The sequence below is a fragment of the Arsenicicoccus cauae genome (assembly GCF_043162025.1).
GTDB lineage: Bacteria > Actinomycetota > Actinomycetes > Actinomycetales > Dermatophilaceae > Arsenicicoccus > Arsenicicoccus cauae.
Window position 1 is genome coordinate 2,065,369 of record NZ_CP171001.1, and the last position, 15,522, is coordinate 2,080,890.

At 73.9% G+C, this 15,522-nt stretch carries 12 protein-coding genes; 9 read left to right on the forward strand and 3 right to left on the reverse strand.

Annotated features, from left to right (window positions below; translation table 11 throughout):
* Positions 1-371 precede the first annotated feature (371 nt).
* The 9 genes from ACF3NS_RS09675 to ffh all read left to right on the forward strand — a co-directional run bounded on the left by ACF3NS_RS09675 (position 372) and on the right by ffh (position 12,863).
* Positions 372-674, forward strand: coding sequence for an acylphosphatase (locus ACF3NS_RS09675; RefSeq protein WP_154593415.1), 303 nt, complete (start codon positions 372-374; stop codon positions 672-674).
* A gap of 113 nt (positions 675-787) precedes the next feature.
* Complete coding sequence (gene smc, locus ACF3NS_RS09680; RefSeq protein WP_392465782.1) at positions 788-4,459, forward strand: chromosome segregation protein SMC; 3,672 nt, start codon at positions 788-790, stop codon at positions 4,457-4,459.
* A 67-nt stretch (positions 4,460-4,526) separates the two neighbouring features.
* Positions 4,527-4,697 (forward strand): hypothetical protein, encoded by a 171-nt coding sequence (locus tag ACF3NS_RS09685; protein ID WP_154593414.1) that lies wholly within the window; start codon positions 4,527-4,529, stop codon positions 4,695-4,697.
* Between the two features lie 124 nt (positions 4,698-4,821).
* Entirely contained in the window at positions 4,822-6,219 is a 1,398-nt protein-coding gene (gene ftsY, locus ACF3NS_RS09690) for a signal recognition particle-docking protein FtsY (RefSeq protein ID WP_311966554.1), read from the forward strand.
* Entirely contained in the window at positions 6,219-6,893 is a 675-nt protein-coding gene (locus tag ACF3NS_RS09695; RefSeq protein ID WP_311966553.1) for a mismatch-specific DNA-glycosylase, read from the forward strand. Before ftsY ends, ACF3NS_RS09695 begins: the two co-directional genes overlap by 1 nt.
* A gap of 78 nt (positions 6,894-6,971) precedes the next feature.
* On the forward strand, positions 6,972-8,336 hold the full coding sequence (locus ACF3NS_RS09700; RefSeq protein ID WP_154593413.1) for an ammonium transporter: 1,365 nt from the start codon (positions 6,972-6,974) through the stop codon (positions 8,334-8,336).
* A complete protein-coding gene (locus tag ACF3NS_RS09705) occupies positions 8,333-8,671 on the forward strand; it encodes a P-II family nitrogen regulator (RefSeq protein ID WP_154593412.1) in 339 nt (112 codons plus the stop codon). The genes ACF3NS_RS09700 and ACF3NS_RS09705 overlap by 4 nt, the downstream gene beginning before the upstream one ends.
* A 77-nt stretch (positions 8,672-8,748) precedes the next feature.
* The gene (locus ACF3NS_RS09710) at positions 8,749-11,169 is read left to right on the forward strand and encodes a [protein-PII] uridylyltransferase (RefSeq protein ID WP_392465787.1); all 2,421 of its coding nucleotides are present in this window, start codon (positions 8,749-8,751) and stop codon (positions 11,167-11,169) included.
* Between the two features lie 92 nt (positions 11,170-11,261).
* Complete coding sequence (gene ffh / locus ACF3NS_RS09715) at positions 11,262-12,863, forward strand: signal recognition particle protein (protein ID WP_288798476.1); 1,602 nt, start codon at positions 11,262-11,264, stop codon at positions 12,861-12,863.
* 16 nt (positions 12,864-12,879) lie between these two features.
* Here ffh and ACF3NS_RS09720 read toward each other — a convergent pair whose 3' ends face one another.
* From ACF3NS_RS09720 to ACF3NS_RS09730, 3 genes are all read right to left on the reverse strand, one after another.
* Complete coding sequence (locus ACF3NS_RS09720) at positions 12,880-13,959, reverse strand: glycoside hydrolase family 26 protein (RefSeq protein ID WP_392465789.1); 1,080 nt, start codon at positions 13,957-13,959, stop codon at positions 12,880-12,882.
* A 62-nt stretch (positions 13,960-14,021) separates the two neighbouring features.
* Positions 14,022-14,219, reverse strand: coding sequence for a hypothetical protein (locus tag ACF3NS_RS09725; RefSeq protein WP_392465791.1), 198 nt, complete (start codon positions 14,217-14,219; stop codon positions 14,022-14,024).
* 3 nt (positions 14,220-14,222) lie between these two features.
* Positions 14,223-15,434 (reverse strand): glycosyltransferase family 2 protein, encoded by a 1,212-nt coding sequence (locus ACF3NS_RS09730; protein WP_392465792.1) that lies wholly within the window; start codon positions 15,432-15,434, stop codon positions 14,223-14,225.
* Positions 15,435-15,522: the final 88 nt, after the last annotated feature.

The following is a 15,522-nucleotide window of genomic DNA, read 5'->3' on the forward strand; positions in this document are numbered from 1 at the left end:
GACGGCATACGGTCCGGGGGGGCCAAGCACGGCTGATGCTCCTGCCGGGGGCGGGATCATCAGCCTGGGGGACGAAGCCCGGTCGATGCCCCTGCCCCCGGCGGGGCTTGAGCCTGGTCACCGGCGGCAGGCCCGGCTGGGGACGCTGCTCGCTGGTCGAGCCGTCCCCGATCGGGGCCCCGAGCCCGGCGCCGGGGCTCGGGGTCGCCGCCGGGCTGGTCGACGTGGCTCCGGGACTCGCCGGACGGGTGCTCGAGGCGGTGTCCGCCGGCTTGGTTGACGTCCTGCAGCACAGCCTCTGCCCAAGATGACGTCCCGGGGCGCCTGCGGTTGGAGGTGCGGCAGGCCGAGCGCGGCGTAGGGTGAGGCGCATGACCGGGAGCACCGTGAGGACGACCTACTTCGTGCGGGGGACGGTGCAGGGCGTGGGATTTCGCTGGTGGACCCGCGCCCAGGCGCTCGAGCTGGGACTGACCGGCCATGCTCGCAACATGAGCGACGGCCGGGTCGAGATCGTCGCCGAGGGGCCGCAGGAGGCCGTGGAGGAGATGGGTCGGCGGCTGTCCCCGACGGCCGCGCCTCCGTCGGGTCGGCGCCGGCCGGGGCACGTGGAGTCCTGCACAGCCGTCCCTGGGGAGCCCCGCGGGCAGGCCTCCGGGTTCGTCGAGAAGTAGCGGCTCGTCATAGGACATCACCGTGCGTGAGCCGGCGGTGAGCCGGCCGGGGGCCGGCCGGCCGCTAGAGTGACGACCTGACCGCGTCCCCGCCGAGGAAGTCGCCGCCGACCGTGTACGTCAAGCAGCTGACGATGAAGGGCTTCAAGTCCTTCGCGTCCGCGACGACCTTCAAGCTCGAGCCCGGGATCACCTGCGTCGTCGGCCCCAACGGGTCCGGCAAGTCCAACGTCGTCGACGCCCTCGCCTGGGTCATGGGCGAGCAGGGCGCCAAGAGCCTGCGCGGCGGCAAGATGGAGGACGTCATCTTTGCCGGCACGGCCGGACGGCCACCGCTGGGACGGGCCGAGGTCGCGCTCACGATCGACAACACCGACGGGGCGCTGCCGATCGACTACACCGAGGTGACGATCCGGCGGACGATGTTCCGCAACGGCGGGTCGGACTACGCCATCAACGGCACGGCCTGCCGCCTGCTCGACATCCAGGAGCTGCTGTCCGACTCCGGCATCGGTCGCGAGATGCACGTCATCGTCGGGCAGGGCCAGCTCGACACCGTGCTGCGGGCCACCCCGGAGGAGCGCCGCGGCTTCGTCGAGGAGGCTGCCGGGGTCCTCAAGCACCGCAAGCGCAAGGAACGCGCGCTGCGCAAGCTCGAGCAGATGGAGGGCAACCTCCGACGCGTCCAGGACCTCACGGGGGAGATCCGGCGGCAGCTGGGACCGCTCGGACGCCAGGCCGAGACGGCCCGTCGCGCCGCCACCATCCAGGCCGACGCGCGCGACGCGCGGCTGCGGCTGCTGGCCGACGATCTCGTGCAGCTGACCAGCACGCTGGAGCAGGAGGTGGCCGACGAGACGGCTCTGCTGGCCCGCCGCGGCGAGGTCGAGGCCTCCCTGCGCGCCGCGCAGGCCGAGCTGGCCACCCTGGAAGCGGCGCTCGCCGAGATCACGCCGCAGGTGGCGCGGGCGCAGGAGCAGTGGTTCGCGCTGTCGTCGTTGCGCGACCGCATCGCCGGCACCGGCAACCTCGCCGCCGAGCGCGCCCGGCTCCTCGCCGAGGACGACGTCCACCCGCCGACCCAGGCCCCCCGGGATCCCGAGGCCCTGCGCGGCGAGGCCGCCCAGGTGCGGGCGCAGGAGCAGGCGCTGGCCGGGGAGGTCGAGCGGGTCAAGGCCCAGCTGGCCGAGACCGTGACGCGTCGCGGAGAGCTGGAGCAGGCCCACCAGGACGAGGTCGAGCGGCTGGCCCGGCTCGCGAGGGCCGCGGCCGACCGGCGCGAGGGGCTCGCGCGGCTCGCGGGCCAGGTGGCGGCACGGCGGTCGCGGATCGAGGCGGCCGAGGCCGAGCTCGGACGACTCGACGAGGTCGTCGCCGCGTCCGGCGAGCGAGCAGCGGCTGCCGACAGGGAGTTCCACGCCCTCGAGATGTCCATCGCCGACCACGAGCAGGGCGAGGAGGACCTCGACGGGACGTACGAGCGGGCGGAGGCCGAGCGCGAGGCCGCGCAGGCCGAGGTCGACCGCCTGCAGGAGGTCGTGCGCGCCGCCGACCGCGACCGGTCGTCCTCCGCGGCCCGCCTCGAGGCCCTGCAGCTCGGGCTGCGGCGCAAGGACGGCGCGGGTGCGCTGCTGGAGGGAGCCGACGGCGTCGGCCCGACCGGCGTGCTCGGTTCCCTGGCCTCGCTGGTGCAGGTGCGCGGCGGCTACGAGGGCAGGGTGGCCGCGGCCCTCGGCTGGGCCTCCGACGCGGTGGCGGTCGCCGGCCGCGCCGACGCGGTCGGCGCCCTGCAGCTTCTGCGTGACGAGGACGCCGGCCAGGCGTCGCTGGTCGTGGCCGGGGCGTCCGAGCCGTCGGGACCGCCGTGGCCGCAGCTGCCCGCCGGGGCCGTCTGGGCCATCGACACGGTCGAGGCCGCCCCCGACGAGGTGCGGCCGGCCCTGGTGCGGCTCCTCGAGCAGGTGGCCCTGGTCGAGGACGTCGCGTCCGTGGAGGCGGTCGTGGCCCTGGGGGCGACGGCGGTCACTCCCGAGGGGGACGTGCACGCACCGGGGTTTGCGCGGGGCGGGTCCGCCTCCGCGCCCAGCCTGCTGGAGGTGCAGGCCGCGGTCGAAGAGGCCCAGGCGGCGGTCGACGCCGCCACGAGGGCGGGGGAGCGGGCGACCTTCGAGCTGCAGGGGGCCGCCCGACAGCTCGAGCAGGCAGGCGCGGCGCTCGACGCGGCGCTGGACCGGCTCAACGACAACGACGCCCAGCTCTCGGCCGTGGCCGAGAAGCTCGGCTCGCTCGCCGCCACCGCCCGCTCGGCCCGGGCCGAGGCCGAGCGCACGGAGCGGCGGCGCACCGAGATCACCGCGGGGCTCGACCGGGACCGGTCCGACCTGGCCGAGCTCGAGCAGCGGCTCGAGGACGCCCAGGCCGAGGACGACCCGGGCGAGAGCGAGCCGTCCACCGAGCAGCGCGACGAGCTCGCCGCCGCCGCGTCGGCCACGCGGCACCAGGAGACCGAGCTGCGCCTCACCCTTCGGACCCGTGAGGAGCGCGTGCGCGGGCTCGGTGGCCGTGCTGCCGGGCTGGAGCGCGCCGCTCAGCAGGAGGAGCTCGCCCGCCAGCAGGCCGCCCAGCGCCTGGCCCGTCGCCGCCGGGAGGCGCAGGTCGCCCGCGCGGTCCGGGCGGGCGCCGAGCAGGCCGTCACCGTCGTGGGCCGGCTGGTCGAGCAGGCCGCCGACCGGCGTGCCCGGGCCGAGGCCGAGCGGGCGACCCGCGAGGCCGGGCTTGTCGACATACGACGCACGGTCACCACGCTGGCCGACGAGCTCCGCGAGCTCACCGACTCCGTCCACAAGGACGAGGTCGCCCGCGCGCAGCAGCGGCTGCGGATCGAGCAGCTGCAGACCCGCGCGCTCGACGAGCTCGGGATCGAGCCGGACGTCCTGGTCGAGGAGTACGGGCCGCACCAGCCCGTGCCCGTCCTGGACCAGCCGGCTGCGGCCGGGCCGATCGGCGACGAGGCGCCCACGCCGGACGACCGGCACGAGCACCACAGCGTCCCCTACGTCAGGGACGAGCAGGAGAAGCGCCTGCGCAAGGCCGAGCGTGGGCTGGCCGCCCTCGGTCGGGTGAACCCGCTGGCGCTCGAGGAGTTCGCCGCCCTCGAGGAGCGCCACACCTTCTTGACCGAGCAGCTCGACGACCTCAAGCGCTCCAAGCGCGACCTGCTGGACATCGTCAAGGAGGTCGACGACCGGGTCCAGCGCGTCTTCGCGGAGGCCTTCGAGGACACCGCCCGGGAGTTCGTCGGGGTCTTCTCGCGCCTCTTCCCCGGCGGCGAGGGGCGGCTGCTGCTGACCGACCCCGACGACATGCTCACGACCGGCATCGAGGTCGAGGCCCGCCCTCCCGGCAAGAAGATCAAGCGGCTCTCGCTGCTGTCCGGCGGCGAGCGCTCCCTGGTCGCCGTGGCCCTGCTCGTCGCGATCTTCAAGGCCAGGCCGAGCCCGTTCTACATCATGGACGAGGTCGAGGCGGCGCTGGACGACGCCAACCTCGGTCGGCTCATCGGACTGTTCGAGGAGCTGCGGGACTCCAGCCAGCTGATCGTCATCACGCACCAGAAGCGGACGATGGAGGTCGCCGATGCCTTGTATGGCGTGACCATGCGCGGCGACGGCGTCACGACGGTGGTGTCCCAGCGGATCCGCGACCTGGACGACGATGCCGGCTCTGCTGACAGTGCTGGCGCCGACGACTCCGGTGGGGATGCTCACTCGGATGGCGCAGCCTGATCACAGTCCGGACGCGATGCAGCGATTCCTGGACGGGCGCCCAGGTGGGCACGCCACACTGGGTGCCATGGTCGTCGTCATCCTTGGCATGCTCCTCGCCCTCGCCCTCGCCCTCGTCGTGGTGGCGCTCGTCGCCATCCCCGCCGCCCGGGAGGGCGACACCCTGCTGACCGCCGAGGGGCAGGAGCGTGTCGCCGACACGATGACCGCAGCCCGGGACAAGGTCACCAGCCGCTGATCGGCGCACGACCCGCCGCCCGGGTCGCCATGACTCCCTCGCGCACCACCTGCTGCCCGCCCGGCGTCACGTCGGACGGGCGGCGCGTTGTGTCGCGGGCGCCGACCTTTGCGAGGATGGCGGCGTGGACACCCTCCAGGACTACCTGCTCCTCATCGTCGGCATCCTCGTCGTGGCCGTCGTCGCGGTCGTCGGCCTCGTGCGCGGCCGCGGTGGCCGGACCAGGCACGCACCCCCGCCCCCGTCGACCCGGCCCGAGTCCCGCCGGGACGCCCCCGCCCCGACCTGGGGGGACGTCCTCGAGCCCAAAGCCCCCCGTCGCGACGCCGGCGAGCCCGACGCCGCTGGCGATTCCGGCGCCACGACCGACCCCGCGAGGTCCGGGGGCGCCACCAGCGCGTCGGCGACGGATGCCGGCCTCGTCGACGAGGCCAGGGCGGCCTCGACGGCCTCGACCTCCTCGACGGTCGGCGCGCCCGCGCCGGACCGGGACCCCGAGGGGCTGACCTCCCGCACCTCCACGCTTCACCCCGGGGACCGCGACGGCGGGTCCGCCGCAGCCGCGTCCACGGCACCCGCGCCCTCCACCGAGCGCCCCGAGTCGGCCCGCGGCCGGATGCACAAGCTGCGCTCCCGCCTCGCCCGGTCCAACACGGCCTTCGGTCGCGCCTTGCTGACGCTGCTGTCGAGCGGCCGGCTCGACGAGGAGGCGTGGGAGGAGGTCGAGGACACCCTGCTGGCCTCCGACCTCGGCGTCCAGGCCACCTCCGAGCTCGTCGAGACGCTGCGCACGCACGTGCGGGTCGACGGCACCACGGACGAGGCCGAGGCCCGGGAGTGGCTTCGCGAGGACCTGCTGACCCTGGTCGATCCCACGATGGACCGCCGCATCGCCTCCACGCGGCGCGGTGATCGCCCCGCCGTGATCATGGTCGTCGGCGTCAACGGCACCGGCAAGACCACGACGGTCGGCAAGCTCGCCCGCGTGCTCGTCGCCGAGGACCGCGACGTGATCCTGGGCGCCGCCGACACCTTCCGCGCCGCCGCGGCGGACCAGCTCGAGACCTGGGGCGAGCGCGTCGGCGTGCCCACCGTGCGCTCCCACCGCGACGGCGCCGACCCGGCATCCGTGGCCTTCGACGCCGTCAAGGCCGGCATCGAGCAGGAGGTCGACGTCGTCATCCTCGACACCGCCGGTCGCCTGCACAACAAGGTCGGCCTGATGGACGAGCTCGGCAAGATCAAGCGGGTGGTGGAAAAGACCTCCGAGGTCGACGAGGTCATCCTCGTCCTCGACGCCACCACCGGGCAGAACGGCCTCAAGCAGGCCGAGGCCTTCGCCAAGGAGGTCGACATCACCGGCATCGCCCTGACCAAGCTCGACGGCACCGCCAAGGGTGGCATCGTCGTCGCCATCCAGCGCGCCCTCGGCGTCCCGGTCAAGCTGGTCGGCCTGGGCGAGGGCCCGGACGACCTCGCGCCGTTCGACGCGGTGGCCTTCGTCGATGCGATCGTCGAGTAGTGGTCTCGCAGCACCCGAGCGGGAGCCCGTCGCCTCAAGAGGCGGCGGGCTCCTCGGCATACGTCGTCGGTCGTCGCCCCACGGCCGCGGAGCTCGAGCTGGCCCGGGGGCGGGCCATCGCCGACCTGCTGCCGGACCCCCTGCGCCTCCTGGTCGTCGGCATCAACCCGTCCCTGTGGTCGGGGGCCGTGGACGCGCACTACGCCCGGCCGGGCAACCGGTTCTGGCCGGCGCTGCACCGGGCCGGGTTGGTCCCGCGGGTCATCGACCCGAGCGCGGGGCTGGCGGCCCACGACCGGGTCGCCCTGTGCGACAGGGGGATCGGTATGACGAACCTGGTCGCCCGGGCCACGGCGCGCGCCGACGAGGTGAGCCCGGACGAGCTGCGTGCCGGCCTCGAGCGGCTCGCGACGCTGGTGGGGGAGCGGGGTCCTGCGGTCGTGGCGTTCGCCGGGATCTCGACCTACCGCATCGCCTTCGGGGTCCGGCAGGTCGAGCGCGGACGACAGCCGCAGCGCTGGCGCGGGGCGATCGTGCACGTCGTCCCCAACCCCAGCGGGCTCAACGCCCACGACACGGTGGACTCGATCGGGCTGGCGCTGCGGGCGGCCGGGGCGGACGCGGGCCTGGTGCCGCCGATGGGCGGGCACTGGGGCGGCGAAACCCGAGGTTAACCGGGGAGTCGTCGGGTTAACGTCGCGGAAACACGCTGGCGACGCGTCACGAAACGCGGCCCCACCAGGGTGGAGCCCATGGACGCGATCAACACCGGCGACACCGCCTGGGTCCTCGTCAGCGCCGCGTTGGTGCTGCTCATGACCCCCGGTCTCGCCTTCTTCTACGGCGGCATGGTGCGCTCCAAGAGCGTGCTCAACATGATGATGATGAGCTTCGCGGCGATGGGGATCGTCGGCGTGCTCTGGATCCTGGTCGGCTACTCGATGGCCTTCGGCGACAGCATCGGCGGGGTGCTCGGCAACCCCCTCGAGTTCGCCGGGCTCAACCACATGCTCAACCCCGACTCGGTCGTCGGCACCGTGCCCTCGACGGTCTTCGCCGGCTTCCAGGCGGCGTTCGCGATCATCGCGGTCGCGCTGATCTCCGGCGCCATCGCGGACCGCGCACGGTTCGGCGCCTGGTGCGCCTTCGCGGCCGTGTGGTCGCTGCTCGTCTACTTCCCGGCCGCGCACTGGGTGTTCTCCTTCGACGGCGTCGTCTCCGAGCGCGGCGGCTGGATCGCCAACACGGTCAAGGCGATCGACTTCGCGGGGGGCACGGCGATCCACATCAACGCCGGCGCGGCGGCCCTCGCCCTGGCGCTGGTCCTCGGCAGGCGTCGCGGCTTCGGCAAGGACCCGATGCGGCCGCACAACCTGACGCTGGTCATGCTCGGCGTGGGCCTGCTGTGGTTCGGCTGGTTCGGCTTCAACGCGGGCTCCGCCCTCGGCGCCGGCCCCCTCGCCGGCATCGCCTGGATCAACACCCTCGGCGCCACCGCCGCCGGCATGTGCGGCTGGCTGCTCACCGAGCGGCTGCGTGACGGTCACGCGACCTCCCTCGGTGCGGCCTCGGGCGTCGTCGCGGGCCTGGTGGCCATCACCCCCGCGTGCTCCACCGTCAGCCCGGTCGGCGGGATCGTCATCGGCCTCGTGGCCGGCATCGTCTGCGCCTACGCGGTCGGGCTGAAGTTCCGTCTCGGCTTCGACGACTCGCTCGACGTCGTCGGCGTCCACCTCGTCGGCGGGCTCGTCGGCACCCTCGCGGTCGGCTTCCTCGCCACCGACGCGGCGCCGGTCAACACCGTCAACGGCCTCTTCTACGGCGGCGGGGTCGACCAGCTGTGGCGCCAGGCCGTCGGCGCGGTCGCGGTGATGCTCTACTCCTTCGTGGTCAGCTGGGTCATCGCCAAGGTCATCGATGTCACGATGGGCTTCCGGGCCAGCGACGAGGACGAGCTGCAGGGCGTCGACCAGACGCAGCACGCCGAGACGGGCTACGACCTGACCCCCATCGCCATCGGTCGTCGCCCCGGCACGGCCGCCCCGCTCGCCGACGCCATCGGTGCCAGCTCGCACTGGGGCCAGGGCACCCGCACCACGGAGGACGTGAACTCATGAAGCTGATCACCGCCATCATCAAGCCCCACATGCTCGACCCGGTCAAGGAGGCCCTGGAGGCCTTCGGGCTGGCCGGGATGACGGTCAGCGAGGCCTCGGGCTACGGCCGGCAGCGCGGCCACAGCGAGGTCTACCGCGGTGCCGAGTACACCGTGGACTTCGTCCCCAAGCTGCGCCTGGAGCTGCTGGTCGACGACCGCGACGCCCAGGACGTCATGGACCTGGTCGTGCGGCAGGCGTCCACCGGACGCATCGGCGACGGCAAGGTCTGGTCCGTGCCGGTCGAGGACGTCGTCCGGGTCCGCACCGGCGAGCGCGGGGTCGACGCGCTGTGACCTCGCCCGTCGGTCCGGGGCGCGGGGAGACCGGTGTGGCACCAGCGCCAGCACCAGCAGGAGCAGATGGAGCAGGTATGACGACCGCCACCGCGTCCACCGCCGCTGCCGGCCCGGCTGCCCCCGCCACCCTGCGCGACCGACGCCTGAGCCTGGCCGGCACCCGCGAGCACTCCGCTCGCGGGGCCGGCCGGGCCCGTCGGGAGGCCGTGACGGCGCTCACCGACGTGACCCTGCGACGGCTGTGGGCCGAGGCGACGTCCGGTCGTCTGCTGCCCGGCGTCGCCCTCGCCGCGACGGGCAGCCTCGCGCGCGGCGACGGGGGACCCCTGTCGGACCTCGACCTGGTCCTGCTCCACGAGGGGCGTGTCCCGCAGGGGGAGCTCGCCGCCCTCGCCGACCGCCTCTGGTATCCCCTCTGGGACAGCGGGCTCGGCCTCGACCACTCCGTGCGGTCGCTGGCGCAGTGCCGCAGGGCCGCGACCGACGACCTCACCGCGGCGGTGGGCCTGCTCGACCTGCGCCTGCTCGCCGGGGACGAGGAGATCGTCACCGCGGTGCGAGCGGCCCTCGCCCACGACTGGCGCGCCAACGCCCGCATGCGGCTGCCGGAGCTCGTCGAGTCCGCCCGGGCGAGGCACGCGCGGTTCGGCGACCTGGCGCAGAGCCTGGACCCCGACCTCAAGGAGGCCAGGGGCGGGCTGCGGGACATGACGATCCTGCGCGCCCTCGCGGTGGCCTGGCTCGCGGAGCGGCCACGCGGGGAGGTGCTCGCGGCCTACGACCGGCTCCTCGACGTCCGCGATGCCCTGCACGTGGTCACCGGCCGCGGGCGGACGCGGCTCAACCTGGCGGACCAGGATGCCGTGGCGGCGCTGACCTCCGAGCCCGACAGCGACACGATGCTCGCCGGCGTGACCACCGCCGCTCGAGCCGTCGCGCACGACCTCGACGCCGCGCTGCGCAGCGCCGGGCAGGCGCAACGGGCCCGGACCCTCCGGGTGCGCACGCGCCGCCCCGTCCTGACCCCCCTCGGCCATGGCCTGCACGCCCACGACGGAGAGGTCGTCCTCGGGCCGCGGGTGGACCCCGCGCGGGACGCCCTCCTGCCCCTGCGGGCCGCGGTCGCGTCGGCGAGAGCCGGTATGCCGCTGGCCCCCGCCACCGCGGCCAACCTCGCGAGCCGCTGCCCCGACCTGCCGGTGCCGTGGCCCCAGGACGCCCGTGACCTGCTCGGCGACCTGCTCGCCGCCGGCCCCGGGCTCGTCGCCACCTGGGAGGACCTCGACCAGGCCGGGTTGGTCAGCCGCTGGCTCCCCGAGTGGGACGACGTGCGGAGCCGCCCACAGCGCAACGGGATCCACCGTCACACCGTCGACCGCCACTGCGTCGAGACCGCTGTCGAGGCGTCCCGGCTCGCCCGCGAGGTGGCCCGCCCCGACCTGCTGGGTGTGGCCGCCCTCCTGCACGACCTCGGCAAGGTGGCCGGGGCCGGGGACCACAGCGAGGAGGGCGCGACCCGGGCGCGCCCGGTGCTCGAGCGGTGGGGCTACCCGCCGGACGAGGTCGACACCGTGGTGGCGCTGGTGCGCCAGCACCTGACCCTCGTCGAGCTGGCCACCCGGCGCAACCCGGACGACCCGGCTACCGTCACGGCCGCCGTCGAGGCGGTCGCCGGCGATCCCGAGCGCCTCGCCCTGCTGCGGGCCCTCACCGAGGCCGACGCCCGGGCGGCGGGGGAGCAGGCCTGGTCCGGCTGGCGGGAGTCGCTGCTCGCCCGGCTCGTCGCCGGCACCCGCGCACGCCTCGACGGCACCTCGGCGCCCACCCCCGACATCGCCGAGTCGGACCCGGCCCAGGTCGTGGTCCCCTCGGCCGCCGCCGCGGAGGTCGAGGCCGGCCGACCCTGGGTGGGCGTCGAGCGCGAGGGGTCGGTGGACCGGGTCAGCGTCGTCTGCCCGGACCGCCCAGGCCTGTTCGCCGACCTGGCCGGGCTCCTCGCCGTGCACGGCCTCGAGGTCCGCAGCGCCGCCATCCGCACCATCGGCGGACTGGCGGTCGACGACTGGCACGTCGTGTCGCCCTCGCAGGACCCGGTCGACGTCGCCGTCCTCCGACGCGCGCTCACGCGGCTGGCCGCCGGGGACCGCTCCCCGCTCGCGGCCCTGGACCGGCGCACGCATCGGCGCGCCCTCACCGCCAGCTCCCGCGCCGCCTCGGCCGCGCCCGGACAGACCCGCGTGCTCGTCGTGCCGGCCGGCGGCACGGACGCCACGGTGCTCGAGGTCCGGGCCGGCGACGCCTTCGGCCTGCTGCACGACCTGGGGCGGGCCCTGACCGCCGTGGGGGTCGCGGTGCGCAGCGCCCACGTGGCGACCTACGCCGGGCAGACGCTCGACACCTTCTACCTCACTGACGCCGCCGGCGAGCCCCTGTCGCCGGGCCTCGTGGGGCGGACGGTCTCCGCCCTCATCGACGCCTGCGACGGCGGCTCGTGAGGGGCCCCGGGCGGGCGGCATACGGCCCGGGGCCGAGGTTCGGCCGCCGTCGCCTGGTCGGCAGCCGACCCGTCACCCGTTAGCCTTGTCTGGTGTTCACGAGCCTCTCCGACCGCCTGACAGACACCTTCCGCCACCTGCGCAGCAAGGGCCGGATCACGGAGTCCGACGTCAACTCGACGATCCGCGACATCCGGGTCGCCCTGCTCGACGCCGACGTGGCGCTGCCCGTGGTCCGGCACTTCACCGGGGCGGTGCGGGAGCGGGCGCTCGGGGCCGAGGTGCACGAGGCCCTCAACCCCGCCCAGCAGGTCGTCAAGATCGTCAACGACGAGCTCGTCACCATCCTCGGCGGCGAGACCCGGCGCATCGCCTTCGCCAAGCAGCCGCCGACCGTGATCATGCTCGCGGGCCTGCAGGGCTCCGGCAAGACGACGCTGGCGGGCAAGCTCGCCTACTGGCTCAAGGACCAGGGGCACACCCCGATGCTGGTCGCCGCCGACCTCCAGCGCCCCAACGCGGTGACCCAGCTCCAGGTCGTGGGGGAGCGCGCCGGCGTGCCGGTCTACGCGCCCGAGCGCGGCAACGTCTCCGGCTACGACGCGGCGATCGAGAGCCGCTCGGGCACGCAGGGCTTCGGCGACCCCATCGAGGTCGCGCGCCGGGGCGTCGAGGAGGCCCGTCGCCAGCAGCGCGACGTCGTGATCGTCGACACCGCCGGTCGCCTGGCGATCGACGAGGCCCTCATGCGGCAGGCCTCCGACATCCGGACCGCGATCGACCCCGACGAGGTGCTCTTCGTCATCGACGCCATGATCGGCCAGGCCGCGGTGGAGACCGCCGACGCCTTCCAGCGCGGGGTGGACTTCACCGGCGTCGTGCTCACCAAGCTCGACGGCGACGCCCGCGGCGGCGCGGCCCTCTCGGTCGCCCAGACCACCGGGCGACCGATCATGTTCGCCTCGACGGGTGAGGGCGTCAAGGAGTTCGAGGTCTTTCACCCCGACCGCATGGCGAGCCGCATCCTCGACATGGGCGACGTCCTCACCCTGATCGAGCAGGCCGAGCGGGCGTTCGACCGCCGCCAGGCCGACGAGATGGCCCGCAAGTTCATGGCGGAGGAGGACTTCACCTTCGACGACTTCCTCCAGCAGATGGCCGCCATCAAGAAGATGGGCAACCTCAAGTCCATGCTCGGCATGATGCCGGGGATGAACCAGATGCGGGACGCCATCAACGCCCTCGACGAGCGGGAGTTCGACCGGGTCGAGGCGATGGTCCGCTCGATGACGCCGTTCGAGCGCACGCACCCCAAGCAGATCAACGGCTCCCGGCGCGCCCGCATCGCCCGCGGCTCCGGAGTGCAGGTGTCCGAGGTGAACGCCCTGCTCGAGCGCTTCACCGAGGCGCAGAAGATGATGCGTCAGATGCGTCGCGGCGGCGGCATGCCGGGCATGCCCGGGCTGCCCGGCGGCAGCAAGAAGGGCAAGCAGGCCCCCCAGCGCAAGAAGGGGAAGTCGGGCAACCCGGCCAAGCGCGCGGAGCAGGAGCGCGCGGCGGCGGACAAGGCCAAGGCGGCCAAGGGTAACGCGTTCGGGTCCGCGTTCGGCGCGGACGGCGCAGGCGGGGCGGACGGCGCCGGGTTCGACGCCTCCCAGCTGCCCAAGGGCTTCGACTCGTTCCTCGGCCGGTGACGCCCGCCGCCCGGCCTCAGGGCTGGCGCGGCTTGAGGATCGGGGTCGCTACCGCCGAGCGCAGCCCCGCGGTGGCGCCGGACGAGCTCGTGACGCGCCAGTTGCGCTCCTTGTCCACGTCAAAGATCACCACGGCCTGCACGTTGCGGTAGCCCGTGCGCATCCGCGCGAAGGCGTCCAGCCACCAGGCGGCTTTGCTCTGGCCACGCGGGGCGCTGACGGCGACGCTGGACACCCCCGCCGAGGCGGGGTCGGCGGACGAGATCTCGCAGATCCAGACCGGCTTGCGCGGTGCCAGCGCCACGAGACGCTGGTACTGCGCCGCATAGACGTCGTCGAAACTGCGCCACCCGAGGTTGCGGGCCTGGGTCGTGCCCCAGTTGTAGCCGTCGAGCCCGAGGATGTCGACGACGTCGTTGCCGGGATAGATCGTGCGGACGTCCGTGGTCCCGGCATACGTGTCGGTGGTGGGGTTGAAGGCCCAGCGGACGTTGGTGGCCCGCTCCTGACGAAAGATCGTGACCGCGCGGCGCCAGGCGGCCTTGAACTGGGCCGGGGTGCCGCCGCGGCTCTTGGCCGCGCCGGTGGTGGGCTGGTGGGCGACCCAGTCAGCGTTCATCTCGGCCCACGGCCGCAGCACCACGGGGCGCCCGTAGGCCCGCAGGGTGCGGGCCTTGGCGCGAAGCACGGCGTCGCCCCGGCCGCTGGACCAGTACGCGAAGCTGCCGTAGTCCTCGAGGGACCAGGCGACGAGCAGGGTGCGGGTCGCACCCATGGCCCGGTCGCTCGGGTAGGGCCAGTAGGGGTCGTCCCCGCGTCCGCGAAAGACGGACGCGATGGCCATCGGTCGTCCGACGGCCGAGGCCGTGCGGTCGAGCACGCGGGGGTCGCGGTCCATCCCCTGGCTGTAGGCGCCGAAGGCCAGAGGGATGGTCGAGGTGACGGCCGTCGGCTGCGCCGCGGAGGTGGCCGCCGAGGCCTGGGGCTCCGGGGTGCCGGGCAGCAGCGCGGGTGCGCTCACGACGGCTCCCGTCGCCAGGGCGACGGCGGCGAGGAGGGCGCGGCGGGGGGCGGCAGGGTGACGGACGGTGACCATGCACATATGCTACGCACGGTCACCATCCATCACGCTCCGTATGTCGTTTTGCCCTGTCTCGGTCAGGCGGACTGGTCGAGCATCGCCGCACGGGCCCGGGCAGCCCTGCCGCGGTAGACCGGGGCGATGCGCTTGACGGCCGACGCGGCCGCCACGAGCGCGAAGGCCCCCATGGCGAGGTAGAGGCTCTCGAAGCCCGCGTAGGTCAGACCTCCGCCGACACCGGCGGCGAAGACGGGGGTGGCTGGGTTGTTGTACATGGGTCACCATGTCCTTTCGGTTCGTGTGATGGCATCTGCATAGGCCTTGGCGTGGGTCGCCTGGAGGAAGAAGTCGAACGGCAGCTCGTACATCGTGGCGGACAGCAGCTGTTGGCGAAGTCCCTTGTCGCGCACCGTGACGAAGCGCTCGACGCAGAAGATCGCGGTGATCCCCAGCCAGATCGGCTGAAGCATGAAGTGCCCGAGCGCGAGCGTCAGGGCGACGTCGGCGAGGTACAGGGCGGTGATGACGACGCCGAGCATCGTCAGGAGCTGACGACCCCAGTAGGGGCGCGTCACGCGCGTCACGCCGTACTGCACGCAGTTCTCGACCGCGCCGCGCTTCCACCTCAGGCGCTGCTGCCACAGCTCGCGCCAGGTGGACATGGCCTCGGTCGTCAGCAGGCAGTTCGGGGGCGCCAGCAGCTCGTAGCCGAGGTGCATGATCGCGAAGGACAGCTCGTTGTCCTCGGTCAGGACGCGGGGGTCGTAGATGCCGCCGCGGCCGTCGCCCTGCGGCAGCCGCCCGTCGAGGCGTGCCCTGCTCAGGTCCTGCAGCATCGTGGCGCGGAACATCGCGGCGGTGCCCGTGACGACCAGGCACTTGCCGTCGAGGCGGCGCACGTCCCGGGCGTAGCGAGCGTACTCGTTGTCCTGGAGGTGCTGCAGGAACCGGGAGTTGGCGTTCCACGCGACGCGGCTCCACCGCTCCGCGAGCGGCTCGCTGCGTCGGGTGCGCTCGTGCTGAACGGCCGGCTGCGCCCGGAAGGTCCCCCCGACGGCCCCGAGGTGGTCGTGCCGGGTGAGGTAGCCCGCGGCGTTCTCGAGGAAGTGCGGGTCGAGGGCCGAGTCGGCGTCCTGGACGAAGACGAGGTCGCCCTCGCCGAGGGTCGGCAGGAGGGTGTCGAGGACCTGGTTGAGGGCGCCGGCCTTCTTGTCCGTGTTGCCGACGGTCTCCACGACCGTGACTCCCATCGCGCGGGCGATCTGCACGGTCGCGTCCGAGCAGTTGTCGGCGATGACCGTCACGGTGTGGGGCTGGTAGGTCTGGTCCTGCAGGGCCAGGAGGGTCGTCCTGATCCCGGCCTCCTCGTCGTGGGCGGGGATCAGCACGTGGACACGACCGAGGCGGGGCTCGCCCACCGTCGCCTGGGCGCGCTGCGCGCCGGCGGGGGCGTCGACCTCGGAGCTCCAGGGGGCGAGGGTGGGGGACATGATGACCGCTTCTCACGTGGGGGCTGGGCCCCACCTGGGTGGCGGGGCCTCATCAGGTTCCAGTAGCGAGGACAGCGGGGTTGGGGCA